This window comes from Vibrio sp. D401a (genome assembly GCF_030248515.1).
In the GTDB taxonomy this organism is placed as follows: Bacteria; Pseudomonadota; Gammaproteobacteria; order Enterobacterales; family Vibrionaceae; genus Vibrio; species Vibrio rotiferianus.
Genome location: NZ_JAHGAI010000035.1, coordinates 225,200 through 250,866, shown reverse-complemented (window position 1 = coordinate 250,866; position 25,667 = coordinate 225,200). Strand labels below are relative to the sequence as shown.

Here is a 25,667-nt window from a genome sequence, read left to right as displayed (position 1 = left end):
ACGGCTTTTATCAGTTTTCTTAGGGAAATAAAGCAGAATGAACCAACAACTTACCGTCACTAAGCGTGATGGCCGCAAAGAAAATATCGATCTGGAGAAAATCCACCGCGTTATCACTTGGGCTGCCGAAGGTCTTAACAACGTTTCAGTATCACAAGTAGAACTACGTGCTCACATCCAGTTTTACGACGGCATCACCACGTCAGATATCCATGAGACGATGATAAAGTCTGCAGCAGACTTGATTTCTGAAGAGACTCCGGACTACCAATACCTAGCTGCTCGCCTAGCGGTATTCCACTTACGTAAAAAAGCATACGGTCAATACGAGCCGCCTACGCTTTACAACCACGTGTCTCGTCTTGTTGATATGGGTAAGTACGATCAACATATCCTAGAAGACTACACAAAAGCAGAATTAGATGAGCTTGATGCGTACATCGACCACAAGCGCGATCTCGATTTCTCTTACGCTGCAGTAAAACAGCTAGAAGGTAAGTACTTCGTACAAAACCGTGTTTCGGGTGAGATCTACGAAAGTGCTCAGTTCCTTTACATCCTTGTGTCTGCTTGCCTGTTCGCTAACTACCCGAAAGAAACGCGCCTTGATTACATCAAGCGTTTCTACGATGCGACGTCGAAGTTCAAGATCTCACTACCTACACCGATTATGTCTGGTGTACGTACCCCTACTCGCCAGTTCAGCTCATGTGTACTTATCGAGTGTGGTGATAGCCTTGATTCTATCAACGCGACAGCAAGCTCAATTGTGCGTTACGTTTCTCAACGTGCAGGTATCGGTATCAACGCAGGTCGTATCCGTGCGCTAGGTTCGGAGATCCGCGGTGGTGAAGCATTCCACACAGGTTGTATCCCGTTCTACAAATACTTCCAAACAGCAGTGAAATGTTGTTCTCAAGGTGGTGTTCGTGGCGGCGCTGCGACTGTGTTCTACCCACTATGGCACGGCGAAGCTCGCTCGCTAATGGTACTTAAGAACAACCGTGGTGTTGAAGAAAACCGTGTTCGTCACATGGACTACGGTGTTCAGTTGAACAAATTGATGTACCAACGCCTAGTAGAAGGTGGCAACATCACGCTGTTCTCACCATCTGACGTACCAGGTCTATATGACGCATTCTTCGAAAACCAAGAAGAATTCGAACGTCTATACGTGAAATACGAAAACGATCCTTCAATCAAGAAAGAAACGGTTAAAGCGATCGAAATGTTCACTCTGCTAATGCAAGAGCGCGCATCAACAGGCCGTATCTACATTCAGAACGTGGACCACTGTAACACTCACAGCCCATTCGATTCAGAAGTAGCGCCAGTTCGTCAATCAAACCTATGTTTGGAAATCGCACTGCCAACTAAGCCTCTGAAGAACGTTGAAGATGATTCAGGTGAGATCGCACTGTGTACGCTGTCTGCGTTCAACCTAGGTGCTATCAAATCTCTAGATGATTTCGAAGAACTATCAGAGCTTGTAGTGCGTGCACTAGATGCCCTACTTGATTACCAAGATTACCCACTACCAGCAGCATACAAGTCGACAATGAACCGTCGTACGCTGGGTGTTGGTGTTATCAACTTCGCATACTACCTAGCGAAGAACGGTGTTAAATACTCTGATGGCAGCGCAAACGGTCTAACTCACCGTACATTTGAAGCGATTCAATACTACCTATTGAAAGCGTCTGTAGCGCTAGCAAAAGAACAAGGTAAGTGTCCTTCGTTCCACGAAACGAACTACGCGAAAGGCCTATTGCCAATCGACACATATAAGAAAGACGTTGACCTAATCTGTGAAGAAGAACTGCACTACGATTGGGATAGCCTACGTCAAGAGATCATGGAACACGGTCTACGTAACTCAACACTGACTGCGCTAATGCCATCTGAGACCTCTTCTCAGATCTCTAACGCGACAAACGGTATTGAGCCACCACGCGGTTTCGTATCTGTTAAAGCGTCGAAAGACGGTATCCTGAAGCAAGTTGTGCCAGATTTCACTGAACTGAAAGACAACTACGAACTGCTTTGGAACATCGGTTCTAACGACGGTTACCTACACCTTGTGGGCATCATGCAAAAGTTCGTTGACCAGGCGATTTCTGCAAACACAAACTACGACCCTTCTGGTTACGAGAGCGGTAAGGTTCCAATGAAGAAACTTCTTCAAGACCTTTTAACTGCATACAAGTTTGGTGTGAAGACGCTTTACTACCATAACACTCGTGACGGTGCGAAAGACGACCAGAAAGACGCAGTTCAACCACAAGATGATGATTGTGCAGGCGGCGGTTGTAAGATTTAATCTTACCCACCCTAACAATCCGTAGAAACAAACAATCGAACACCTCCCCGCTTGGGGAGGTCTAAAAGGAATTGAGGCATTATGGCTTACAGTACTTTTAACCAGAACAAAAACGACCAACTAAAGGAGCCAATGTTCCTTGGTCAATCAGTGAACGTTGCTCGTTACGACCAACAAAAATTCGAGATCTTCGAAAAGCTAATCGAAAAACAATTGTCTTTCTTCTGGCGTCCAGAAGAAGTTGACGTATCAAGCGACCGTATCGATTACAACAAGCTACCAGATCACGAAAAGCACATCTTCATCTCAAACCTGAAGTACCAAACGCTACTTGACTCAATTCAAGGTCGTAGCCCGAACGTTGCACTGCTTCCTCTTGTTTCTCTGCCTGAGCTAGAAACTTGGATCGAGACTTGGTCTTTCTCTGAAACGATTCACTCTCGTTCATACACACACATCATCCGTAACATCGTGAATGATCCAAGTGTGGTATTCGACGACATCGTTGAAAACGAGCACATCCTAAAGCGCGCTAAAGACATCGCACACTACTACGATGATCTGATCCAAGCGACAAACGACTACCACCGTTACGGTGAAGGTGAGCACGTTCTGAACGGCGAAACGGTTAAAGTTAGCCTGTACGATCTGAAGAAGAAACTGTACGTGTGTTTGATGTCAGTAAACGCACTAGAAGCAATCCGCTTCTACGTAAGTTTCGCTTGTTCATTCGCTTTCGCAGAGCGTGAACTAATGGAAGGTAACGCGAAAATCATCAAGCTGATCGCTCGTGATGAAGCACTTCACTTGAACGGTACGCAACACATGATCAACCTGCTACGTAACGGTCAAGATGACTTCTCATTCATGCAAATTGCTGAAGAAGCAAAACAAGAGTGTTTTGACCTATTCAAAGAAGCGGCTGAGCAAGAAAAAGAGTGGGCTGAGTACCTATTTAAAGATGGTTCAATGATCGGTCTGAACAAAGACATCCTGAGCCAATACGTTGAGTACATCACTAACATCCGTATGCAAGCGGTAGGTCTGCCTGCAGCGTACCCTGAAGCGACGTCCAACCCTATCCCATGGATCAACGCTTGGTTGTCATCGGATAACGTTCAGGTAGCACCGCAAGAAGCAGAAATCTCTTCATACCTTGTTGGTCAGATTGACAATGAAGTAAGTGCAGACGACTTCGAAGGGTTTGAGCTGTAATGCCAAATATCAAAATCAACAAACTCGTGAGCATTGAATCCAACCCATCCAATACGATTTTGGAGACGATGGAACAAGCAGGCTTATTACCTGAATACAACTGTCGTGACGGGCACTGTGGAGCTTGTCGTTGTAAGTTGGAGTCGGGTGAAGTGGAGTATGTTGGTTTTGCAATGGCTTACATCCAGCCAGACGAAATCTTACCCTGTATTTGTAAGGCAAAATCTGACCTTTCGCTTAGCGGTGTGAACTACGCGATGAGAGAAAAACGCGCGTAGACTACCGCCCTACCGAACATAAAAAAGCCAAGGCGATCGCCTTGGCTTTCTATCATCTAGAAATATTTATCTTCTTTGCATCAAGAATTTAAAGCACACTGTTTGGAATGTGCATCTCTTTGACTTTTTCTAAAAATGCATATTGAGCTGCCATTGGCTTGCGCTCTAAGTAACGGCGTAATAAATCTAACGCTGCAGCACTGATAACTTTTACTTGGTCATCGCGCTGGTACTTTCTCGATAACTTATAGAGCGCCCCCCACTCTCCCACAGAGGTAGAAAGAGCGACGGAAAATACACCATCATCAAGTTTCCCCGTTACTAACGCTAAATCTGTGCCACATTTCTCTCGTGTCGCTCCGGCAAGGGCAAAAGTCGCAGCCAACGTATCGCCTTCATCCATTATTGTCTTATTTTGCCCAGGCAGCACCCAGCCATGACCAAATTGCTTCCCTACATTTTCATCGCCATTAAGCCAATAAGTCAGGTGCCCAGCGCTGCTTTGCTCAGAAACGGACAAGGTAAGCCCTTTCTCTAACAGTAAGCGACCAATATGCTCAACCATCGGTACATCAACACTTACAGTATTGGTTTCCAAGTGTTTATGAATAAGCTGCATTAGCTTCATACGCTGTTCCAATTGATTGGATGGGCCAAACAATTTTACTTCGATGAAAGGTAAGTAAGAGCGATATCCAAGCTCATAACCTTGTGGCAGTTTCATTTGGTCTAGCTTATCTGAGATACCAGACTCCGACAGACCAAAGGTATAAATTCGACTACACGATGAGCTTTCTACGTCTGGAAAGCATTTTTTTAAGTCTGGCAGAATTTGAGCTTCCGCCATCAACTTAAATTCACTTGGAACTCCCGGCGTAAAATAGAACACGGCATCATTGATCAGCATTTTAAAACCACAAGCCGTACCAATTGGGTTATCAACAATCTCTGCAGTTTCCGGCAACATCGCTTGCTTCAAATTACTGTCTGGCATTGGTATACCACGACGGGCATACATTGCCTCTAGATAATCTAACCAGTCCTTAAATAGCACTAACTTACACTCTGCCGCTTTTGCTGCCGCTGCGGCACTCATGTCGTCCGTTGTTGGTCCTAAACCGCCGTTTACAATAACCACATCGTTATTGAAGCTAAGCATCAAAAACTCTTCGAGTAAGCTTGAAAGGCTATCTCCAACTGTCGATCGTTTGGTTAAGCCAAATCCATGTTGATAAAATAAGCTCGACAACCAAGCTGCGTTTGTATCAACAATATCACCGTGAAGCACCTCTTCACCGGTACTAAGCATTGCAATTTTCACAACTGACTCCTGAAATTAGGCAAAATTCACTTTTTTTCGACATTGTGCCTATATCGTTTTCATTTTATTGGACTAATCTCTTAGTCAATTCGTTGAGATTAAATGTAGGTCAAGTATTTAAATGGCTGTTCTTTTGAGGGATAATTGTGAACTCGATCATCTAACCAACAACTCGGAGACCTTTGTGTCAAAATCATCCATGTTCAAGAAAACTTTAAGTGGTCTTGTACTGACAGCATCTGCTGCGGCAAATGCAAGTCAGTACGATATGAGCAACCATATTGAGTTCTCTTACAAGCCTGATTGCTTGTCAGGTTACTGCGAAACGACCACTCTGTATAGCTTCGAACCACAAAATCGTCGTTTTGCTATGGGACTGGATAATGATGATTCTTTAAACCTCGACGCAGGTCTTCAACCAAAACACGTTATTGTTCCAACTGACAAAGATTGGGATTACCTTATGGGTCAAACTTACACCATCCTTGGTTTAAGTGTGGCGACGGTAGGTTTGATGACTTTTCTACCAGAAAGTATTACTAAGTGGGACGAAGAAGATCGTGACATGAGTAAGCTAGGTAGCAAATGGAAAGACAACGTTTCAAGTGGTCCAGTTTGGGATCGTGATGAACACTTTCTTAACTACATCATGCACCCATACTTCGGTGGCGTATACTACACGGCAGCACGACACGCAGGTTACAACGAGTTCGAATCCTTCTTGTACTCTGCAACTATGTCGACTTTCTTTTGGGAATACGGTGTAGAAGCCTTTGCAGAAGTTCCATCGTGGCAAGACATTTTTATCACACCTTTCTTCGGTGCGGTTGTCGGTGAAATGATGCTGACAGCTGAGCAAGACATTGTTGCCAATGGTGGTGAAGTGATGGGCTCAGAAACAATGGGCGACGTGTCACTTTTCTTCCTTAACCCGGTTGGTCATATTCATTATTGGGTATCGGATGCTTGGGGCGGCAGCGCAGAGTTCCAGTTTGCTTCATCTCCTTGGTTCGGAAACCAAGACGCCGCTAAGTTTGCGATGGATGCCGGCGCTAGCTATGACAACGTCTTCTATGGTTTTGAAATGAAGGTTACCTTCTAAAATAAAATCTCCAATGAGCAGCCGAACGGCTGCTTTTTTTGTGCCCTGAGCATAATTTTCATTATTTGCATCACGAATTAGAGTTAAAAATTGACTTTAGTCAAACATAACCTCCCAGCGACACCTACACTGAAATAAAAGGCATTATTCCAAGGACTTAAGTATCGATCACTGAAGGTCCAATAACTGCAGCATTACGTATACAGTGCCGCACCCAAACCTTATTCCGGGAGGGGACATTATGAACACAGTATTTATCGTTAATTTTGTCGGTCAGGCTTCGCCAGCTACCATCAAACAACTCGCCGCAGCTACCCATGAAAATGGTGGGAAATGGTTAATCAGTAAAGTGAACTTTATCGAAGACCAAGTCGCTGGCGTAATTAAAGTTGAGCTCCCTGAAGAGAACGTAGATACCGTTAAAGATGCGTTCACAGCTTGTCAAACCTTAGTGGTTAAGTTTGTTGACTCAGAACCACACTCACATCGTGAAGAAACAATATTCCAGTTACGTTTAGACGCCAATGACCGCGCAGGTATTGTCAATGAGATCACTCATGTGCTTGATAACCAAGGTATCTCTATCCTAGATATGGACTGTCAACGGGTGTTCATTGCAGGCGGCGGCGGTATAAGCTCAAGTCTGTTCAGCGCGAAACTGGCGATCAAACTACCAAGTGAAGTTGAAGTGGATGATGTGGTGAATGAGCTTGAGTCGCTCAGTGAAGATACTCGTGTGATTATCGAAAGCTAACACGCCCTAGCTTATAAATTAAAAAAGAGCAGCGTTTTGCTGCTCTTTTTACGTTCAACCAGTTGAAATAGGATTACTTCACTGTCCATTGAGACAAAGAACGCTTGAAATCTGAATAATCAAATTCATTCAGTTTTTGTACATCACCGTTTGAGCGTTCGCAGTACACAGATGGCATGCGCAGACCATTGAACCAGTTTAGCTTCACCATGGTGTAACCCGCACTGTCCAGAATGTGTAGACGCTGACCAATTTCTAATGGCTGTTCGAAGTTCGCCACACAGAACTGATCACCCGCTAGGCAAGAGCAAGAACCAATAACGTACTCGTGTTCGCCATTTTCAGATGCTTCTAGGATAGACGCAGGTTCATTGTAGATTAGTGTGTCTAAGCGGTGCGCTTCCGTTGCCGAATCCACAATTGCAGTCTTCTTCACGTTCTCAACAATATCTACCACGGTAACGACAAGATCCGTCGTTTTAGTGATGATTGCCTCACCCGGCTCTAGGTACATTTGTACACCGTGCTTTTCAGAGAACGCTTTCAGCGCTAGGCCTAACTTCTCGATATCATAGCCTGGCCATGTGAAGAACACACCGCCACCCATGCTGACCCAATCGAGTTTATTTAGGTATTCGCCAAACTGTTCGGAGATCGAGTCCAGCAGGCCGATGAACGCGTCCACGTCTTTGTTCTCACAATTCATGTGGAACATCACACCATCAATGCCATCGAAAATTTCCGGCTTGATGTGGTCAGCTTGTACGCCTAGACGAGAAAACTGACGTGCAGGGTTAGCCAAGTCTTGACCTGCGTAGCTTACGCCTGGGTTAAGGCGAAGACCAATAGACGCTTTGCCCTCAACGATATGGCGGTAAGCCGCTAGCTGTGACTGCGAGTTGAAAATCATCTTGTCACAGATATCTGCTACTTCACGTACGTCATCTTCACTGTAGCCAACGCTGTATGCGTGCGTTTCACCACCAAAAGTCTCGTAGCCAAGCTTCACTTCAAACGGACCTGAACTGGTAGTGCCATCTAAGTAAGGCTTGATGATGTCGAATACGCCCCATGTTGAGAAGCACTTAAGCGCCAACACAAGCTTCACACCAGAAATATCTTTCAGCTGCTTCGCTTTTTCTAAGTTCTCAACCAGTTTGTCTTCATTGATCATGAAGTACGGGGTTTTAAGCTGTTCTTTGTTCATAACTAACCATTTATCAACCATTAACCCCCTCTAACTCCCCCTTAAAAGGGAGAGGACTAAACCAAGCCACCTCTGTTCTTGCCAAAAAAGTGGAAGATTTAAAACTAAGCTCGGTCTGTTTCTGCTCCTCCCATTTCTAAGGGGAGGCTGGGAGGGGTTAACCTCAAATACAACAAAAGCAGCCACGGCTTTTCGCCATGACTGCTCGAATTATCTAAACAAGTTTAATGATAAAACTTATTTGTTCAGTTCGTGAATCAGCGGTAAGCCCTGACCTGCTTCCAACTCCTGAACATGCCAATCTAGACCGATCGTTGGCATTGTTTCTAGGAACGGATCTGGGTCTAGTTGTTCCATGTTGAACACGCCCTTATCAGCCCACTTGCCACGGAAGAATTGCAGTGCAGCAGTGATTGCAGGAACACCTGTAGTGTAAGAGATCGCTTGATGTTCAACGTCTTCGTACGCGACTTCATGGTCTGCGTTGTTGTAGATAAACACGCTACGCTCTTTGCCGTCTTTCTTACCTTGAACCCAAGTACCGATACACGTTAGGCCAGTGTAGCCAGGTGCTAGAGACGTTGGATCAGGCAACATCGCTTTTAGTACGTGTAGAGGTTGAACTACTGTACCGTCGTGTAGCGTTAGTGGTTCTGGACTTAGTAGGCCAATATCACGCATTACGTTGAAGTAGTTTAGGTAACGGTCACCGAAACCCATCCAGAACTCAATGCGTTTTGCAGGGATGAACTCTTTCATTGAGCGAACTTCATCGTGTGCCATTGAGTACACTTTGTGTGAACCACAGTTCGGGAAATCGAACTCTAGCATACGAGAGTGACAAGGTACTTGTTTCCACTCGCCGTTTTCCCAGTAGAACGAATCGCCTTGGATCTCAAGCATGTTCGTTTCTGGGTCAAAGTTGGTCGCAAACTTCTTACCGTGGTCGCCTGCGTTCACGTCCATTACGTCGATAGTGTCAATTTCATCAAACAGATGCTTCACTGCGTACGCCGCGAATACTGATACTACGCCTGGATCGAAACCCGCACCTAGGATACCCGTGATGCCCGCTTCTTCGAACTTCTCACGGTAACCCCATTGCCAGTCGTAAGCTTCAGGTACTTGCTGACCTTCAGAACATAGGTCAACTGCCACTGATGTATCTAAGTATGAAACTTTTGCTCGGTAACACGCTTCCATGATTGGCATGTTAACCCACGGAGGACCCGCGTTAATCACTAGATCCGGTTTTACTTCTTCAATAAGAGCAACCAGAGAATCTACGTCGTCAGCATTCACTGCACGCGCGTCTAGTTTCTTAGCTGAATCTTTCAGGTTGTTTTTCTTCTGAATCGATTCGATGATCTTCTCACACTTACCGATAGTACGTGATGCGATTGTGATATCACCCAGAACGTCGTTGTTTTGTGCTGCTTTATGTGCAACAACCCAGCCAACGCCGCCTGCACCAATCTGTAGAACTGCCATAGTTTTCCGTTACCTTTATTAAACTAGCTCAACTGCTAGCGTGTTGATTTTCAAGAGCAAAGATTCAAAGTCCGCTGTCGTTAGACAAGGATTCAAAATCGTAAATTTAAGAGCGGTCTTACCATCAACGATGGTTTCACCAAGAACTGCAATACCGCGAGTCAACGCCTCAAGACGCAATGTTTTGTTCAGTTCATCTAAATCTGCACAAGCGTTTGTTGCACGGAATAGAACCGTAGAAAGCGCTGGCTCAGCCAGAAGTTCAAACTGCTCGTGGTCACGAACCATGTCCGCTACTTGTTGCGTTTGTACTAGCAAGTGATCGTACATATCGCCAAGCGCCTTAGGACCGACGTTTTGCATCGTCATAAAGACTTTCAATGCATCAAAGCGCTTCGTCGTTGCAATAGATTTGTCCACCAAGTTTGGTAGCTCATCGTGTTCACGGTTCAGGTAGTCAGCATGATGAAGTAGGAACTTAAAGTTCGACTTATCATTAACCAGTAGAGCACCACAGCTGATTGTTTGGTAGAACAGTTTGTGGAAGTCGACACTGATCGAGTGCGCACGCTCTACACCTTTCAGGCGCGATTTGTGGCTGCTAAGAATCAGTGCACCACCATAAGCGCCATCCACGTGCATCCACATTTCGTGTTTCACTGCCATATCAGCAATGAAATCAAGATCGTCAATTGCGCCGTGATCAGTCGTACCTGCGGTGCCAACAATAGCGAATGGAATCAAACCTTCTTCTTTTGCTTGCGTTAGAACGTGATCTAACTGAGTAATGTCCATTGTGCCGTCAGCGTTCGCATCGACGGTCATCACAGCTTTCTCACCGAGTCCCATCCAAGATGCTGACTTTTGAACCGTGAAGTGTGATTTCTTAGAGCACACAATGCGCAGTTTGTCTGCGTAATCAGGAAGACCCAGCTTTTGGATTGAGTGGCTGCTAAGCTTGTCAGCAATCCAGTCACGCGCCAGCATTAAGCCCATTTGGTTGCTTTGTGTGCCGCCGCTAGTAAAGATGCCATCCGCCTTCTCACCAAGCTCGTATTTATCGCACAGCCAGTTAATCACTTTTTGCTCTACGTAAGTCGCAGAAGATGCTTGATCCCATGAATCCATTGATTGGTTCAACGCTGCAATCATCGCTTCTGCCGCGACTGCAGGCATCAGAGGAGGCGTATGCAAGTGAGCAATACAATCAGGGTGTTGAGTGAAGATCGCGTTTTTAGCGACAAGTTCTGCCGCTTCATCAATCACCGATTTCAGCGATGCATTTTTGTTATCCAGATCGACAGCATTAATTGCAGCTTCTAGAAACTGAGGATTCATACCTGAGTATGGTGCGTTCACTTGTTCGAATACCGACTTCATCGCCGCTGTCGTGTGATTCATTACAGACGCAAATTCAGCACTGCCAAGTTCACCGGTATGAATGAAGTGCTTTTTCCATTCTTCTTGTTGCGATGTTTCAACATGGCTACCGCCTGCTGCGATGATCGCATCTTCAAGAACTCGTAGAGCAAAGTCGATTTGCTCGAAAGAGATGATAAGCGGAGGAAGGAAGCGAATCACAGAGCCATCACGACCACCCTTTTCTACCATCAAGCCACGCTCAAGTGCCGCTCGTTGGATAGCAAGAGTAAGCTGACCATCAGCGAGAGGCTCTCCGAACTTATTCAATTCGCCGTTTGGATTCTTAATTTCTACACCCAGCATTAAGCCTTTACCGCGAACGTCTGCGATACAGTTAACGCGTTTTTGAATGCTCTCAAGACCAAAGCGTAGATACTGGCCTGCAACGTTTGCGTGCTCAACAAGATTGTCGCGTTGGATGATTTCGAGTGCTTTCGCACCTGAGACCATAGCAAGTTGGTTACCACGGAACGTACCGGTGTGTTCACCTGGCTTCCACGTATCGTGTTGCTTATTGATCACAAGCAGCGACATTGGTAAGCCGCCACCAATCGCTTTAGACAAACACAAAATATCAGGAACGATCCCTGCTTCTTCGAATGCGAAGTTGTAACCAGATTTACCCACACCACATTGAATTTCATCAAAGATTAGAAGGATACCGTGCTCATCACAGATGCGGCGCAACTCACGTAGCCAGAATGCAGGCGCAGGAATAACACCACCCTCACCTTGCACAGGCTCCACGATAATCGCAGCAGGCTTCATGATGCCCGCTTCATCATCGTTGAGCAGACGCTCGATGTAACGAATACTCGCTTTCGCCCCTTCGTCACCACCTAGACCAAATGGACAACGTAAGCTGTAAGGGAAAGGCATAAAGTGTACGTCTGACATCAAACCAGTACGGCGAGCTTTAGTACCCAAGTTACCCATCATGCCCATGGTACCGTTTGTCATGCCATGGTATGCACCGCGGAAAGCAAACATGGTGTTACGACCCGTGGTTTGTTTGGCCAGCTTGATTGCTGCCTCAACCGCGTCTGCACCAGAAGGGCCACAGAACTGAATCACGCAGTTGTCACTCAGCTCTTGAGGAAGAAAGCCTTTAACAGACTTAATAAAATGCGTTTTCGCAGACGTTGCAATATCCAGAGTCTGATACGGTAGGCCAGAATCCAATTGTTCTTTAAGCGCTTGGTTGATTTCTGGGTGGTTGTAACCCAAAGCCAAAGTGCCGGCCCCTGCAAGACAATCTAGGAAGATTTGACCACGCGTATCTTCAACCAAACAGCCATAGGCTTGCTTGATCGCTATTGGTAAACGACGTGGGTAAGAACGAACCTCAGATTCATGTTCCGCCTGTTCAATAAGGATTTGATCTGGCGTTAAATCATACGTTCCATCAACAACTGGAACCTGAGTAGAAAAAGTGTTTGCGATAGTATTATCGACTTCAAAGGCAGTGCTCATACTACATGACCCCTTGAATTAGAATGATTCTCTATCCTGTATTTATTATCGTTAGCATTAAATTACAGGAGATACAGATACACCTCCGCATTCGTCATCGATTAAACGACAAATACAGATAACCCGTCACAAAAAGCGTGACTTTTATTAAGCTTGGGAAGTAATCAAGGCTCCGTAATGCACCCGTTTTGTAAAACAGGACATTTCGGTAGTATGAAGCTGATTAGTGTGTGTTTATTTAAAGGTTTCAATGTTGGGTTTCCCATTAACATGCCGCTTCTACAGCACTAGTATCCCGTCTATCAACAAAAGGCTTTGTCGATACCTACCCTACGCAGTGTCACAATCAGCTTGAATGGTCGCTGCGCGTATCCCCCAGAGAATCAAATGACGTAAAATTACGCTCCGAGATTGCGCGCGAATTTATCACAGAATAAAATCGTCTGGCAATACGTTTTCATCAGTTTCATATTGATTAAGATCACAATAACAATAAACCGAGTGCTAAGGGATTTGCCACAATATGGATCTGTCTCGCAGAAAAGTGCATTAGAGCTGTGTAAGCAGAAAGAAATAAGCAGAACTAGAAGCAGACCAACATCGTCGAAGCTGCAGTTTAGGGATAGTGTCAAACGAGAAAAGAAAAAGCCCAGCATAAATGCTGGGCTTATAATCTGGAGCGACACACGAGGTTCGAACTCGTGACCTCAACCTTGGCAAGGTTGCGCTCTACCAACTGAGCTAGTGTCGCAGATTTTGAGATGGTGCCCCGGGCCGGACTTGAACCGGCACAACGCGAACGTCGAGGGATTTTAAATCCCTTGTGTCTACCAATTCCACCACCAGGGCACACAAATATTCTTTGTGATGCCTTTACAGAAAAGTAAAACACCATCTGATACCGCTAATCGCCATATCATTTAAATTTGGAGCGACACACGAGGTTCGAACTCGTGACCTCAACCTTGGCAAGGTTGCGCTCTACCAACTGAGCTAGTGTCGCATTTATTCTCGAAAGTCATTCACTCTCAAAAGAATAATGGAGGCGCCTCCCGGAGTCGAACCGAGGTCCACGGATTTGCAATCCGCTGCATAGCCACTCTGCCAAGGCGCCTCATTTGTGAAGGAAGCTTAACTTCTCTCACCACCCTTTCAAGCTATGCTCTCTTGGGTACGGAATGCATTCTACGGATTCGGACGATCGAGTCAACACTATTTTTATTTTTTTAAATCGTTTGACCAGAATTTGTTCGAAAGACGGTAAATTGATTAGTTTTAATACTGAGATTAGCCCAAATACTCTTGTTTATCATGAATATTGCGCTACGCCGTTCACCTACCCTATGGCATTCCTTCTTGTATTAACTATCGATAATTAAAGGAACAAACCGCATTACGCGTTTAGTAGGATTAAAAACAAGACTCATGTCACATTTTTCTTTATCATGAATCCGAGACACAAAAAAGCAGGCTATCAAGCCTGCTTCTTAAAATGCTATTTGTGTTGGATTCTTTTAATGGTGCTCTTCATTGAGCAAATCATCCTTTGCAGCAGCCAGGTACTGAACCATTGACCAATACGTTAGGAAGGTTGCCACATACAAGGCACCAAAGCCTAACCACACCATCCAATCGTCATAACGCCAAATCAAAACCCACAGAGCAAACATTTGTGAGACAGTCTTGACTTTGCCCACCCAAGAAACCGCCACACTGGCTCGTTTCCCGATCTCGGCCATCCACTCGCGCAATGCAGAGATAATGATTTCACGCGCTATCATAGTAACCGCAGGGATCGTGACCCAAATCGTGTGGTAATGCTCAGTGATCAAAATCAACGCCGTCGCAACCAGCACTTTATCAGCCACTGGGTCGATGAAAGCACCAAAACGAGACGTTTGGCCTAGCTTACGAGCAAGCATGCCATCTAGCCAGTCAGTAAAACCTGCAACCCAGAAAACCATTGCTGCTGCAAAAGGAGCCCAAGAGTAAGGTAGATAGAAGACAACCACAAAAACTGGGATTAGGAACAGTCTTAGTAGAGATAGAATGTTCGGGATATTCAAACGCATTTTATTATTCTCTTACACATTGCGGCTTAATGTTGCGGGATTTTCCTTATTGTTTCAATGCTTGGAAAATAATTTCTGCCAAAGAGTGACTAATTCCCGGTACTTTGGCGATTTCTTCAACACTTGCGCGCTTTAATTCCTGTAAACCGCCCATGTATTTGAGCAAGGCTTGACGACGCTTTGGACCCACGCCCTCAATTCCTTCTAACGCACTGGTTCGTCGGGTTTTTCCCCGTTTAGCCCGATGCCCCGCAATTGCGTGGTTATGGCTTTCGTCGCGAATGTGCTGAATGAGGTGAAGTGCTGGCGCGTCACTTGGCAAATTAAACTCATCACCATCTACGGTAATTAAGGTTTCAAGGCCAGGCTTGCGGGTCACACCTTTGGCAATACCAATCATAGTTGGACGCTTCGGCCAATCTCCCCAGTAGTGGGATATGATTTCATGCGCTCGGTTGAGCTGCCCTTTACCACCATCGATGAAGATGATGTCAGGAATCTTCTCTACATCAAGCTGCTTCGAATAACGACGCTCTAGAGCTTGTCCCATTGCTGCGTAATCATCACCACCAGTAATGCCTGTAATGTTGTAACGACGATACTCCTGTTTAACAGGGCCTTCACTGTTGAACACCACGCATGAGGCAATGGTACTCTCGCCCATCGTGTGCGAGATATCGAAACATTCCATACGAGCGATGCTTTCCATCCCCAAGACTTCTCGCAGAGCTTTAAAACGCTGATTGATGGTCATCTTGTGATTGATCTTGGTGGTGATTGCCGTCAAAGCGTTAGTATTCGATAGTTTGAGGTAACGTCCACGTGACCCTGTTGGAGAGGTATGGAACTGAACCTTACGACCAGCAACCTCGCTCAGCGCCTGCTGAATCGGCTCTATATCGCCACTTAGCTCTTGATTCAAAATAATACGAGACGGGATGGTGCGCGCCTCGTTGTGGCTCAAATAGTACTGAGTAAGGAAGCTATCAAAGACTTCTTGTTGACTGGTGTTCTGTGGAATCTTAGGAAAATGACTGCGACTGCCTAGCACCTTGCCCTGACGAATCATCAAGATATGGATACAAGCGATACCGTTTTCTTGTGCAAAACCAAGTACGTCCATATCATCCATACTGTCTTCTGAAACGTACTGCTGTTCTTGTACGCGTCGAATCGCTTGAATCTGATCACGAAATTTCGCTGCATCTTCAAAGCGGAGCTGCTGGCTTGCCACTTCCATCTTCTCGATTAGTTGCTCAAGCACTTGTTTATCTTTACCCTGCAAAAACAAGCGAACAAAGCCCACCAGCTCGGCATATTCTTCATCAGAAATTATGGTGCTGACACACGGCCCTGCACAGCGACCAATTTGGTACATCAAACAAGGGCGAGTACGGTTGGAATAAACCGTATCTTCACACTGACGAACAGGGAGTGTTTTCTGCAAAAGGTGCAAAGTTTCTCGTACCGCACCAGAATCCGGGTATGGTCCAAAGTACTCACCTTTGCGCTTTTTCGCACCACGATGCATAGACAATCGCGGATGTTTATGGCCGCTAATGAAAATATAAGGGTACGATTTGTCATCACGCAGAAGTACGTTGTATTTCGGTAAATATTGCTTGATGTAGTTGTGCTCAAGGATGAGCGCTTCCGTCTCGGTGTGGGTTACCGTGACGTCAATTTTAGCGATATTACTTACGAGAGCGCGGGTCTTTTCACTGTCGACTTTCTTACGAAAATAACTTGAGAGGCGCTTTTTTAGATCTTTGGCTTTGCCGACATAAATCACAACAGCCTCGGCGTTGTACATTCTGTAAACGCCGGGCTGATGAGTTACTGTCTTGAGAAAGGAAGCCGAATCGAAGGGTTGATTCACACTAAAGGGTCTCGGTGTCCAGCATTCCGTGGCGGATCGCTAAGTGTGTTAACTCAACGTCACCATTGATGTCCAATTTACTAAACAGACGGTAGCGGTAGCTGTTGACTGTTTTTGGACTTAAATTAAGTTGTTCAGAAATATCCGTTACTTTCTGCCCTTTGGTGATCATCATCATGATCTGCAATTCACGTTCTGAAAGGTCTTTAAATGGATTCTCTGAGGCTGGTGAGAATTGACTCAACGCCATCTGCTGCGCAATCTCTGGTGAGATGTAACGCTGTCCACTGTTAACCACTCGAATGGCATTCACCATTTCGTCAGGTCCTGCACCTTTCGTTAAATAACCAGAAGCTCCCGCTTGCATGACTTTTGTCGGAAACGGGTTTTCAGTATGAACGGTTAAAACGATGATTTTGACATCAGGATTCACTCGAAGAATCTTCTTAGTAGCTTCCAAGCCACCGATTCCTGGCATATTCATGTCCATCAAAACGACGTCAGCATGATTACTGCGACACCATTTTACTGCATCTTCACCGCTGTCAGCTTCTCCTGCTACGTTCATTCCACGGACGTCTTCAATAATACGTCGTATCCCTGTGCGAACCAGCTCGTGATCATCTACAAGGAAAACATTTATCAAACTTGTATCTCCACACTTTTAATTGGCTCTGCACCCACATTCAGTTTATTCAATGCGGATATCAGTATGAGTGCCTATATAATACCGTATATGGCAAAAATTGCTTTATATGAATATGTGCTGAAACGCAAAGTTTAGCAAGAACTTATTTCTATATCTGGTCAGTAAGGCTGAATTTGCATATTTATCACAACCTTAGCCGAACAAAAAACCATCAACAAGTCGCTTCCCACATCATTGGGACAGCCATACAACAAATTGTCCTCACAACGAAAATGTAAACAAGTAATGCCCGAAAGAAGCGTGCCACAATGTGATACTGGTCAATTTAACAACATTATCAATAAGTTAACCTCGAACAGAAATTGGGTAGGAACGAGTGTCTCATATTTAATTCTAATTCAATTTCATCATTAAATTAGATTTGCAAATGCATATTGTTTCATTATTATGGCCGCCGCAATTTTATATTGCAGTTCTAAATTGGATATAACTTAAATATCAGGAAAATATAATGAAAAAGCTCTTAGCAGTGGCAGCGCTAGCTACTCTTCCTCTTTCAAACGTTGCAATGGCTGACTCTGACATCGGTTGTGGCTTAGGTACTATGATTTTCGACGGTAAGTCTGGCAAAGTATTTAAAGTACTAGGTGCAACAACTAACGGCACTTCTGGTAACCAAACGTTCGGTATCACTTTCGGTACGCTAGGTTGTGACGGTAACGGCACTATCACTTCAGCACAAAAACTAGCACTATTTATCGATGGCAACATGGATAACCTAGCTCGCGATATCGCGAAAGGCGAAGGTGAGACTCTTGCTACGCTTTCTGAAGTTTGGGGCATTCAAGAAGCCGATAAAGCGGCTTTCAACCAAATGGCTCAAGAAAACTTTGCGAAAGTATTCAAATCTGAGAATGTGACTTCACAAGAAGTCTTCGCTAACCTAAACGACTTGGTTGCTGAAAACAACGCTCTAGCTGCTTACACTATCTAAGCACTGGCCCCCCTAATAGAAAGTGTCCTTTTGGACACTTTTTTAATGCTATATTTTCGCGGTATTCGATGAAGTTCCCTTTTTGCACACATGCTTTAATCCTCTCGGCAAGTGTCTTTGCCTCCCCACTCTCAGCTCATGTTCACCAGATAGACTTGCAACAATTGTCCGAGGAGCCTTACTGGTTAAAGTTGGGGCATTACCTTCCTGCGACTTTGAGTGATTATAAAAGCACCGTTGACTCGAAAGCCTTTTTTTTATCAGTGGACGGCAAAACAAACCCAGAAGCTGAGTTGATCGCTACTTTTAATGCCTTTTACAACGCCGATGACACAACAAAGGCTGAAATGCGTTGTCGTTACCCAGCCCGCTTTACTTGGCTTGAACAACAACAGGATCGTGTGGCGATACTAAACTGCCCAGAAATGAATGACTGGAAAGAAGTACTAGACCCGGCAGGCATGACGTTAGTTTTTCCTACCGCCTTTATGAACAACCCTTCCTCCATGTTTGGCCATACATTGCTAAGAATCGATGCAAAGGATCAAACAAGACACAAGGAACTCGTGGCGTTTGCTGTTAATTTTGCTGCTGAGCCTCAGACCAATGATAATGCCGCTTTATACGCTCTCAAAGGCTTAGCAGGCAGCTATCCAGGTCGATTTACTGTCATGCCCTACTATCGCAAAGTCCGTGAATACAACGATATTGAATCTCGTGATATCTGGGAGTACAAGCTCAAGCTATCAGAAGATGAAGTAAATCGTGTGCTATTGCACCTATGGGAAATGCAAACTGCTGAATTCGATTACTACTTCATTGATGAAAACTGCTCTTATCAATTGCTCGCGCTACTTGAACTGGCAAGAGATGATCTATCTTTAGTTGCCGACTTCCCAGTTCACGCAATTCCATCAGATACGGTAGCAACACTCGCAGACAGTCACCTTTTAGATGAGCCTGAATATCGCGCTGCATTTGGCACTCGACTGCTTCATCAATCTAACGAAATAGACGAAGACCTTTTTCAAGCTGCAATCAAGGCTAAGCAAGGAGAATACCCTAGCGCTGCAAAATTTACGGATGAAGAGCGAGCAGCGATACTTGAGTTCGCTTACGAATGGCTAAACTATGAGCTTTACGACGACGGTTTAGAAAGAGATCCAACAGCAAAACAGCTGACTCAACTTCTCTATCAGCGCAGTCGAATCAAAGCTGACTCTCCCTTCTCTCCTGTGGAAGCACCTAAAGTATCCCCTGAAAAAGGCCATGCTTCTGCTCGAGTTGGATTGAGCTACCAATATAATGATGGGGCAACAAATCGAACACTCTTCCATTGGCGTGCTGCCTACCATGATTTGCTCGACTCTCAAGCGGGTTTTATTCCGGGAGCGAAAATTAGCTTTCTAGATACCACATTGAGTATCGACCAAGCGTCAAACGCCAGACTCGAGAACTTTCAACTTTTAGATGCGATGGCTTTAGCACCGGGAAATCGTGTTTTTGACAGCTTAGCGTGGAACATCCGTGGTGGCTTCGACCGAATGCCGGCAGAGAGCAAACTTGCCGGTCGATGGTTTGCTCAAGGTGGTGTAGGTAAAGCTTGGGGCGAGTCAGACAAGCTTCATCTATACACTCTCTTCTCCTTAGATGTTAGCGCAGGAGAACTCACTGAATACGACCTTACCGTGGGCTCTGGTGTTGAAGCTGGTGTTTTATGGCAAGCCACTCACAATCATCGTTTAGCCTTACAAGGTCAGTATCTGTATCTGTTTGACTCACTCGTAGATCAAAATGCTAAAGCAACAGCGAGTTGGAACTGGGCGTTGAGTCGAAACTGGGCAATTCGAAGCGAAGTCGAGTACCAGCATTGGTCTAGAGAAAACACCACAGCGAAGCTCACGGGATATTTTTACTACTGAGTTTTTGCTAATATCCTCTGATTAAGTAAAAAGGCTACCATATGTGGCCTTTTTGGTTTTTAAAGGAAATATTCGTTGGCGATTCAGCAAGGCTTTTTACTCACCAGACAAGCTCGGGACCTTTCAGGGCAAACTCAAATCGATCTTTGGGTCGCGACTAATAACGGGCCCGTAAACCTGACCATTCAAGGCGAAAAGCCTGTCTTTTTTATTGAGCAGAGTCATCAAGATCATGCTAGTACGCTAGCTAAGCAACATCATATCCCTTTAGAAATCAAACCACTCAACCTAAAAAGCTTTGAACTCATCCCCCTAAGTGCTTGCTACTGTCAAACGATCAGAGATTCATACACCTTGTCTGATCTGCTCGCTAAAGATGACATCATGACACTGGAAGCCGATATAAAACTCGCCGATCGCTTTCTCATGGAACGCTTCATTAAGGGAAGCATTGAGTTTACTGGTCGGTTTCAGGCTCAAAAGAATCATACTAAAGTATCTAAAGCCCAGTGCCGTCAAGGCGACTATATTCCTAGTTTGCATGTCGTTTCGCTCGATTTAGAGTGCTCAGAGAAAGGCATCCTCTATTCGATTGGTTTAGATAGCCCTGCTGATTCACGCGTGATCATGATTGGCGAACCTGAACCGGCAGACACACCAATCCAATGGGTGAAAGATGAGAAAGCGCTGCTTCAGGCGCTAATCGCTTGGTTTAAGCAATTTGACCCAGATGTGATTGTCGGCTGGAACGTTATCGACTTTGATTTCCGTCTACTGCACAAGCGTGCCGAGTGGCACAACATGAAGCTGGTGCTAGGCCGCGCTGACCAACCGAGTTTCTTCCGCAGCTCCGCGCAAAGCCAACAGGGCTTTATCTCTATTCCTGGTCGCGTGGTACTCGATGGTATCGATACGCTCAAAACCGCGACATACCATTTCCGCTCTTGGTCACTTGAGTCTGTTTCACAAGAACTCCTTGGCGAAGGTAAAGAGATTCATAACGTTCATGATCGAATGGACGAAATCAATCGCATGTACCGTTCAGACAAACCGTCTCTCGCTAAATACAACTTGCAAGACTGTGTGTTGGTCAACAAGATTTTTGACCACACTCACCTACTCGACTTCGCTATCGAACGCTCCCGCTTAACGGGAGTGGAACTGGATCGCGTTGGAGGCTCAGTGGCAGCGTTTACTAATTTGTATCTGCCGCAGATCCACCGAGCAGGGTATGTTGCGCCAAACCTGCATCCAGAAAACTGGATTGCCAGCCCGGGCGGCTATGTGATGGACTCCATCCCAAACCTTTACGACTCGGTATTGGTGCTAGATTTTAAGAGCCTGTACCCCTCGATTATTCGTTCATTCTTGATCGACCCTATGGGCTTAGTCGAAGGTTTGCAGCTTCAAATCGGCACAGCAGACGATGAAGCGGTACCCGGATTCCGTGGCGGTCAGTTCCATCGCTCGAAACACTTCTTGCCAGAAATGATCGAAAAACTTTGGGCAGCGCGCGATGTTGCAAAGAAGAACAATGAAAAAGCGTTCTCACAAGCGATCAAAATCATCATGAACTCATTTTATGGCGTGCTTGGTTCTTCTGGCTGTCGTTTCTTTGATACCCGCCTAGCTTCCAGCATCACTATGCGTGGGCATGAAATCATGAAGCAGACCAAGGTCTTGATTGAAGACAAAGGCTATCAAGTTATATATGGCGATACTGACTCAACTTTTGTCTCTTTAAACGGCGCCTTTAGCCAAGCAGACGCAGATAAAATTGGTAATGAACTGGTCGACTACATCAACCAATGGTGGAGTGACCATTTACGCAGTGAGTACAACCTCAACTCGATTCTTGAACTCGAATACGAAACCCATTATCGCAAGTTTTTAATGCCAACCATTCGAGGCGCGGAAACCGGCTCCAAGAAACGCTACGCAGGTTTGATTGGTGAAGGCGAACAAGAACGCATTATCTTCAAAGGATTAGAAAGTGCACGCACCGACTGGACACCACTGGCACAGCGATTCCAGAACATCTTGTATCAAATGGTCTTCAATGGTGAAGACCCTAGTGACTATGTGCGAGAGATGGTCGAAAAAACCAATAATGGTGAGTTTGATGATCAGTTAGTGTATCAAAAGCGATTACGCCGTAAGCTGCACGAATATCAAAAGAACATTCCGCCACAAGTACGTGCTGCGCGCTTGGCCGATGATATCAATGCGAAACTAGGCAGGCCATTGCAGTATCAAAATCGTGGTCGAATCGAGTACTTGATTACCGTAAACGGGCCAGAGCCACACGAATACCGTAATAGTCCTATCGACTATCAACACTATATTGATAAGCAGTTAAAACCTGTTGCGGATGCGATATTACCGTTTATTGGTACTAATTTTGAGCAACTCTCTGCACCACAAATGGGATTGTTCTAAAAGTACGACCAATGTTCTTTATTAAGGTTATCCGATTCGAAATTCCGTCTTCTGATATTCCTTCACTAGCCATTGCCCATATCCATCCAACAAGCCAAGCACCGAGCGTTTGGGAATCGAACGTCCAGAAAGCAAAATTCCCAATCGAGCAATTTCCGTCTCTTTCTCTGGGTGGTACTGAAGAAATACATTGCCACACTCCACGGGGTCATCAAACCAGCGTCGGTCTTTGTGCATAATAACAGAATAGGAAGCCCGTAATAGCTTCTTCGCGATAGTAACCTGAGCGCTAATCAGTTCGTCGGTGTCCTTGGCTTGCACTATTTTGGTTCGATATATCGACACCCACTCTTCTACATCCATGTTCCAATGCTTGGCAATCTCCCAGCTTGGAATGTAGTCACCAAAACAATCCGCAAGATCATCGCCGTAGACGCAAACACAACAATGCTTGAGCATGAAACCCCAGGTAAAAATACTATCTAGGTTGGCGACTTCTTTGGTCAGAGCTGTTCGTATAGAAACACCTGTCACTTGGGGATAACCTTTTTGCACACGCCAACGGATGGTATTAAGCAAAGTCACTCTGTTGTCTTCAAACCCAGTCTTAGTCACCACAACAATATCAAGGTTTGATTTGCCTACAACTGCGGTTTTACGCGCCACACTGCCATAGACATAAACACTATGGAGGTTTGGCCCTAAGCCCCCTTTTAAGCACATTAAAACTTCTCGAATCAAGGCTTCAAATTGGGGTTGGCAAGGTTCGCTTGGATCAATAACAGGTAGAGACATGTATCAGGAAATAAAAAGAGTTAATTGGAATATAGCCTATGATCGATCAGCTTCTGTAACGAATCAAGTTTATCGGTACTATACATCTAGGTTTCAGCTAACCACATGACTTCGAAGCTAAGGTTTAGCTTATATGGAGGTAAATATTTTGATGTCAGCTAGACAACTTAGCGCTATAATCTCCAAGTTTTGCTTAATAAGTGTAAATAGGAAAATACAATGCCAAAGGCAAGTGAAATCAAAAAAGGCTTCGCAATCGAGTCTAATGGTAAAACTCTTCTAGTAAAAGACATCGAAGTAACGACTCCTGGTGGTCGTGGCGGCGCTAAAATCTACAAAATGCGTTGTACAGATCTAAACACTGGTGCTCGTGTAGATGAGCGTTACAAGTCTGATGACGTTGTTGAAACAGTAGAAATGAACAAACGTGCAGTTGTGTACTCATACGCTGATGGTGATGAGCACATCTTCATGGATAACGAAGACTACTCACAATACACATTCAAGCACGCTGAAGTTGAAGATGACATGCTGTTCATCAACGAAGATACACAAGGTATCCATATTATCCTTGTAAACGGCGCTGCAGTTGGTATTGAACTACCATCGTCTGTTGAACTAGTGATTGAAGAAACTGATCCATCAATCAAAGGTGCATCTGCATCTGCGCGTACTAAACCAGCTCGCTTTGCTTCTGGCCTTGTTGTTCAAGTTCCAGAATACATCGCAACTGGCGAACGTGTAATTGTGAACACGACTGAACGTAAGTTCATGAGCCGAGCATAAGCATGTCTGATTTGATTTCTTACGACGACGTTATCGACGCTGCGTACGACATCTTCCTTGAAATGGCTCCAGACAACCTAGAGCCAGCTGATGTCATTCTGTTTACTGCGCAATTTGAAGATCGTGGTGCCGCTGAGCTTGTTGAAACTGGTGATGACTGGGTTGAACATGTTGGCTTTGACATCGACAAAGAAGTGTATGCAGAAGTTCGAATCGGCTTAGTAAACGAGGAAAATGACGTACTTGATGACGTTTTTGCTCGTATGCTAATCAGTCGAGACCCAGAACATAAGTTCTGTCATATGCTTTGGAAACGTGATTAACGGTTCCCTCAACATGATCAAAAACACCAGCTTCATGCTGGTGTTTTTTTATGTATGAAACCGACTTACGTCACTGTCCTCTTTTAATAAGACAGACAAGAAAAAGGCTTGCCGGGTAAGCAAGCCTTTCTAATTTTCGCTATCGATTAACGATGCTTGTTACGTGCACCCTGATCACCAGCGCTCTTCTTTGGCTTGCGGCGAGAAGGGTTGTTGCTGCGGCCTTTAGGCGTATTTACGCGCTCTTCGTGACGCTTAACAGCGCGACGGATTTTTTGGCTACGAGCACGTTCACGTTTGCGTGAAGTGTTATCTTTGTTCAGATCAAGCATGGTTTCTTTTTCTGGACGAAGCTCTACCAATTCTCGTAGGTAGTTTACTTCTTTAAGATCAAGTTCCATCCAACCGCCACGAGGCAGTTTCTTGTCCAGATAGATATCACCGTAACGAACACGTTTTAGGCGACTAACCGTCGTATCTTGCGATTCCCACAGACGGCGAACTTCACGATTACGACCTTCGTTGATTGCAACATAGAACGTGTGGTTCATACCTTCACCACCCGCATATACCACATCTTCAAAGCGCGCCATACCGTCTTCAAGTTCAACACCACGAACCAAGTTTTTCACTTTTTGTTCAGTTACTTCGCCGAAAACACGAACAAGGTATTCACGCTCTACCTGACGACTTGGGTGCATAAGGCGGTTTGCCAACTCACCATCGGTTGTAAACAGCAGTAGACCTGATGTGTTCGCATCAAGACGACCTACTGAAATCCAACGAGAACCACGAATCTTTGGCAGACGATCGAAAACAGTGCGACGACCTTCTGGGTCGTGACGAGTACATAGTTCACCTTCAGGCTTGTAGTAAGCCAAAACACGACAGATCACTTCTTCTTGCGCCTTTGCAGACACAACGTGACCATCGATACGAACTACGCTGTTCTCATCTTCGAGTCTTTCACCAAGTTTAGCTACGATTCCGTTCACGCTAACGCGACCAGATTTAATTAACGATTCAATCTCACGACGAGAACCGTGACCTGCACGTGCTAATACTTTTTGTAACTTTTCGCTCATTTATCTACCTATGTGTCGTCTTCACAGACGTCGAGACCAGAATTGGTCATCATTTTGCAAGTTACCCACATGAATGGGATTTTTTCGGTCGGACATTATACGAGATTCTTAAATCTATTGTAAGAGCATTTCGTGCTTTG

The 25,667-nt window shown here is 45.1% G+C and carries 19 protein-coding genes and 4 tRNA genes; 10 read left to right on the top strand and 13 right to left on the bottom strand.

Features of this window, described 5'->3' with window-relative positions:
- The first annotated feature begins 37 nt into the window (after positions 1-37).
- From nrdA to yfaE, 3 genes are all read left to right on the top strand, one after another.
- Positions 38-2,320, top strand: a complete 2,283-nt coding sequence (nrdA, locus tag KIV41_RS15150; RefSeq protein WP_010447570.1) for a class 1a ribonucleoside-diphosphate reductase subunit alpha — start codon at positions 38-40, stop codon at positions 2,318-2,320.
- A gap of 81 nt (positions 2,321-2,401) precedes the next feature.
- Positions 2,402-3,535: a class Ia ribonucleoside-diphosphate reductase subunit beta gene (gene nrdB / locus KIV41_RS15145; RefSeq protein ID WP_010447569.1), complete on the top strand. Its 1,134-nt coding sequence runs from the start codon at positions 2,402-2,404 to the stop codon at positions 3,533-3,535.
- The gene (yfaE, locus tag KIV41_RS15140; RefSeq protein ID WP_010447568.1) at positions 3,535-3,813 is read left to right on the top strand and encodes a class I ribonucleotide reductase maintenance protein YfaE; all 279 of its coding nucleotides are present in this window, start codon (positions 3,535-3,537) and stop codon (positions 3,811-3,813) included. Before nrdB ends, yfaE begins: the two co-directional genes overlap by 1 nt.
- Positions 3,814-3,901: 88 nt before the next feature.
- Here yfaE and KIV41_RS15135 read toward each other — a convergent pair whose 3' ends face one another.
- The gene (locus tag KIV41_RS15135; protein ID WP_010447566.1) at positions 3,902-5,134 is read right to left on the bottom strand and encodes a CinA family nicotinamide mononucleotide deamidase-related protein; all 1,233 of its coding nucleotides are present in this window, start codon (positions 5,132-5,134) and stop codon (positions 3,902-3,904) included.
- A 199-nt stretch (positions 5,135-5,333) separates the two neighbouring features.
- Here KIV41_RS15135 and KIV41_RS15130 point away from each other — a divergent pair, with 199 nt between their 5' ends.
- Together KIV41_RS15130 and KIV41_RS15125 are read left to right on the top strand one after the other, a co-directional pair.
- Positions 5,334-6,236, top strand: a complete 903-nt coding sequence (locus tag KIV41_RS15130; protein ID WP_010447565.1) for a DUF3943 domain-containing protein — start codon at positions 5,334-5,336, stop codon at positions 6,234-6,236.
- A gap of 241 nt (positions 6,237-6,477) precedes the next feature.
- Positions 6,478-6,990: a glycine cleavage system protein R gene (locus KIV41_RS15125; protein WP_010447563.1), complete on the top strand. Its 513-nt coding sequence runs from the start codon at positions 6,478-6,480 to the stop codon at positions 6,988-6,990.
- Positions 6,991-7,063: 73 nt separating this feature from the next.
- Here KIV41_RS15125 and nspC read toward each other — a convergent pair whose 3' ends face one another.
- The 10 genes from nspC to uvrY form a co-directional block, all read right to left on the bottom strand.
- Positions 7,064-8,197 (bottom strand): carboxynorspermidine decarboxylase, encoded by a 1,134-nt coding sequence (gene nspC, locus KIV41_RS15120; protein ID WP_010447562.1) that lies wholly within the window; start codon positions 8,195-8,197, stop codon positions 7,064-7,066.
- A 237-nt stretch (positions 8,198-8,434) separates the two neighbouring features.
- Complete coding sequence (locus KIV41_RS15115; protein ID WP_041058319.1) at positions 8,435-9,688, bottom strand: carboxynorspermidine synthase; 1,254 nt, start codon at positions 9,686-9,688, stop codon at positions 8,435-8,437.
- An 18-nt stretch (positions 9,689-9,706) separates the two neighbouring features.
- Entirely contained in the window at positions 9,707-12,583 is a 2,877-nt protein-coding gene (locus KIV41_RS15110) for a pyridoxal phosphate-dependent class III aminotransferase (RefSeq protein ID WP_045387787.1), read from the bottom strand.
- A 675-nt stretch (positions 12,584-13,258) separates the two neighbouring features.
- Positions 13,259-13,334 (bottom strand) — tRNA-Gly (locus tag KIV41_RS15105).
- Positions 13,335-13,345: 11 nt separating this feature from the next.
- Positions 13,346-13,432, bottom strand: a tRNA-Leu gene (locus KIV41_RS15100).
- Positions 13,433-13,510: 78 nt separating this feature from the next.
- Positions 13,511-13,586, bottom strand: a tRNA-Gly gene (locus KIV41_RS15095).
- Positions 13,587-13,623: 37 nt separating this feature from the next.
- Positions 13,624-13,697, bottom strand: a tRNA-Cys gene (locus KIV41_RS15090).
- 400 nt (positions 13,698-14,097) lie between these two features.
- Entirely contained in the window at positions 14,098-14,655 is a 558-nt protein-coding gene (gene pgsA / locus KIV41_RS15085) for a CDP-diacylglycerol--glycerol-3-phosphate 3-phosphatidyltransferase (RefSeq protein WP_005445072.1), read from the bottom strand.
- A gap of 46 nt (positions 14,656-14,701) precedes the next feature.
- Positions 14,702-16,534 carry an excinuclease ABC subunit UvrC gene (gene uvrC, locus KIV41_RS15080; RefSeq protein ID WP_071236132.1) on the bottom strand — a complete coding sequence of 611 codons (1,833 nt, stop codon included), beginning with the start codon at positions 16,532-16,534 and terminating at the stop codon, positions 14,702-14,704.
- A 1-nt stretch (position 16,535) separates the two neighbouring features.
- Positions 16,536-17,180 carry a UvrY/SirA/GacA family response regulator transcription factor gene (uvrY, locus tag KIV41_RS15075; RefSeq protein ID WP_010447546.1) on the bottom strand — a complete coding sequence of 215 codons (645 nt, stop codon included), beginning with the start codon at positions 17,178-17,180 and terminating at the stop codon, positions 16,536-16,538.
- A gap of 514 nt (positions 17,181-17,694) precedes the next feature.
- Between uvrY and KIV41_RS15070 the strand changes: the two genes are divergently transcribed.
- The 3 genes from KIV41_RS15070 (at position 17,695) to KIV41_RS15060 (ending at position 22,538) form a co-directional block, all read left to right on the top strand.
- Positions 17,695-18,177, top strand: a complete 483-nt coding sequence (locus KIV41_RS15070) for a DUF3015 domain-containing protein (RefSeq protein ID WP_038885009.1) — start codon at positions 17,695-17,697, stop codon at positions 18,175-18,177.
- A gap of 68 nt (positions 18,178-18,245) precedes the next feature.
- Complete coding sequence (locus tag KIV41_RS15065; protein WP_285336942.1) at positions 18,246-20,099, top strand: DUF4105 domain-containing protein; 1,854 nt, start codon at positions 18,246-18,248, stop codon at positions 20,097-20,099.
- 75 nt (positions 20,100-20,174) lie between these two features.
- The gene (locus KIV41_RS15060; RefSeq protein WP_285336941.1) at positions 20,175-22,538 is read left to right on the top strand and encodes a DNA polymerase II; all 2,364 of its coding nucleotides are present in this window, start codon (positions 20,175-20,177) and stop codon (positions 22,536-22,538) included.
- A gap of 27 nt (positions 22,539-22,565) precedes the next feature.
- On the opposite strand, the gene KIV41_RS15055 is transcribed toward KIV41_RS15060, so the two are convergent.
- The gene (locus KIV41_RS15055) at positions 22,566-23,333 is read right to left on the bottom strand and encodes a nucleotidyltransferase (protein ID WP_045387800.1); all 768 of its coding nucleotides are present in this window, start codon (positions 23,331-23,333) and stop codon (positions 22,566-22,568) included.
- 219 nt (positions 23,334-23,552) lie between these two features.
- On the opposite strand from KIV41_RS15055, the gene yeiP reads away from it, so the two are divergent.
- Positions 23,553-24,119 (top strand): elongation factor P-like protein YeiP, encoded by a 567-nt coding sequence (yeiP, locus tag KIV41_RS15050; RefSeq protein WP_010447515.1) that lies wholly within the window; start codon positions 23,553-23,555, stop codon positions 24,117-24,119.
- 2 nt (positions 24,120-24,121) lie between these two features.
- Positions 24,122-24,442, top strand: coding sequence for an HI1450 family dsDNA-mimic protein (locus tag KIV41_RS15045; protein ID WP_005431208.1), 321 nt, complete (start codon positions 24,122-24,124; stop codon positions 24,440-24,442).
- 146 nt (positions 24,443-24,588) lie between these two features.
- Here the strand turns inward: KIV41_RS15045 and rluB are convergent, their stop codons facing one another.
- Positions 24,589-25,527, bottom strand: a complete 939-nt coding sequence (gene rluB / locus KIV41_RS15040) for a 23S rRNA pseudouridine(2605) synthase RluB (RefSeq protein WP_010447509.1) — start codon at positions 25,525-25,527, stop codon at positions 24,589-24,591.
- Between the last annotated feature and the right edge of the window lie 140 nt (positions 25,528-25,667).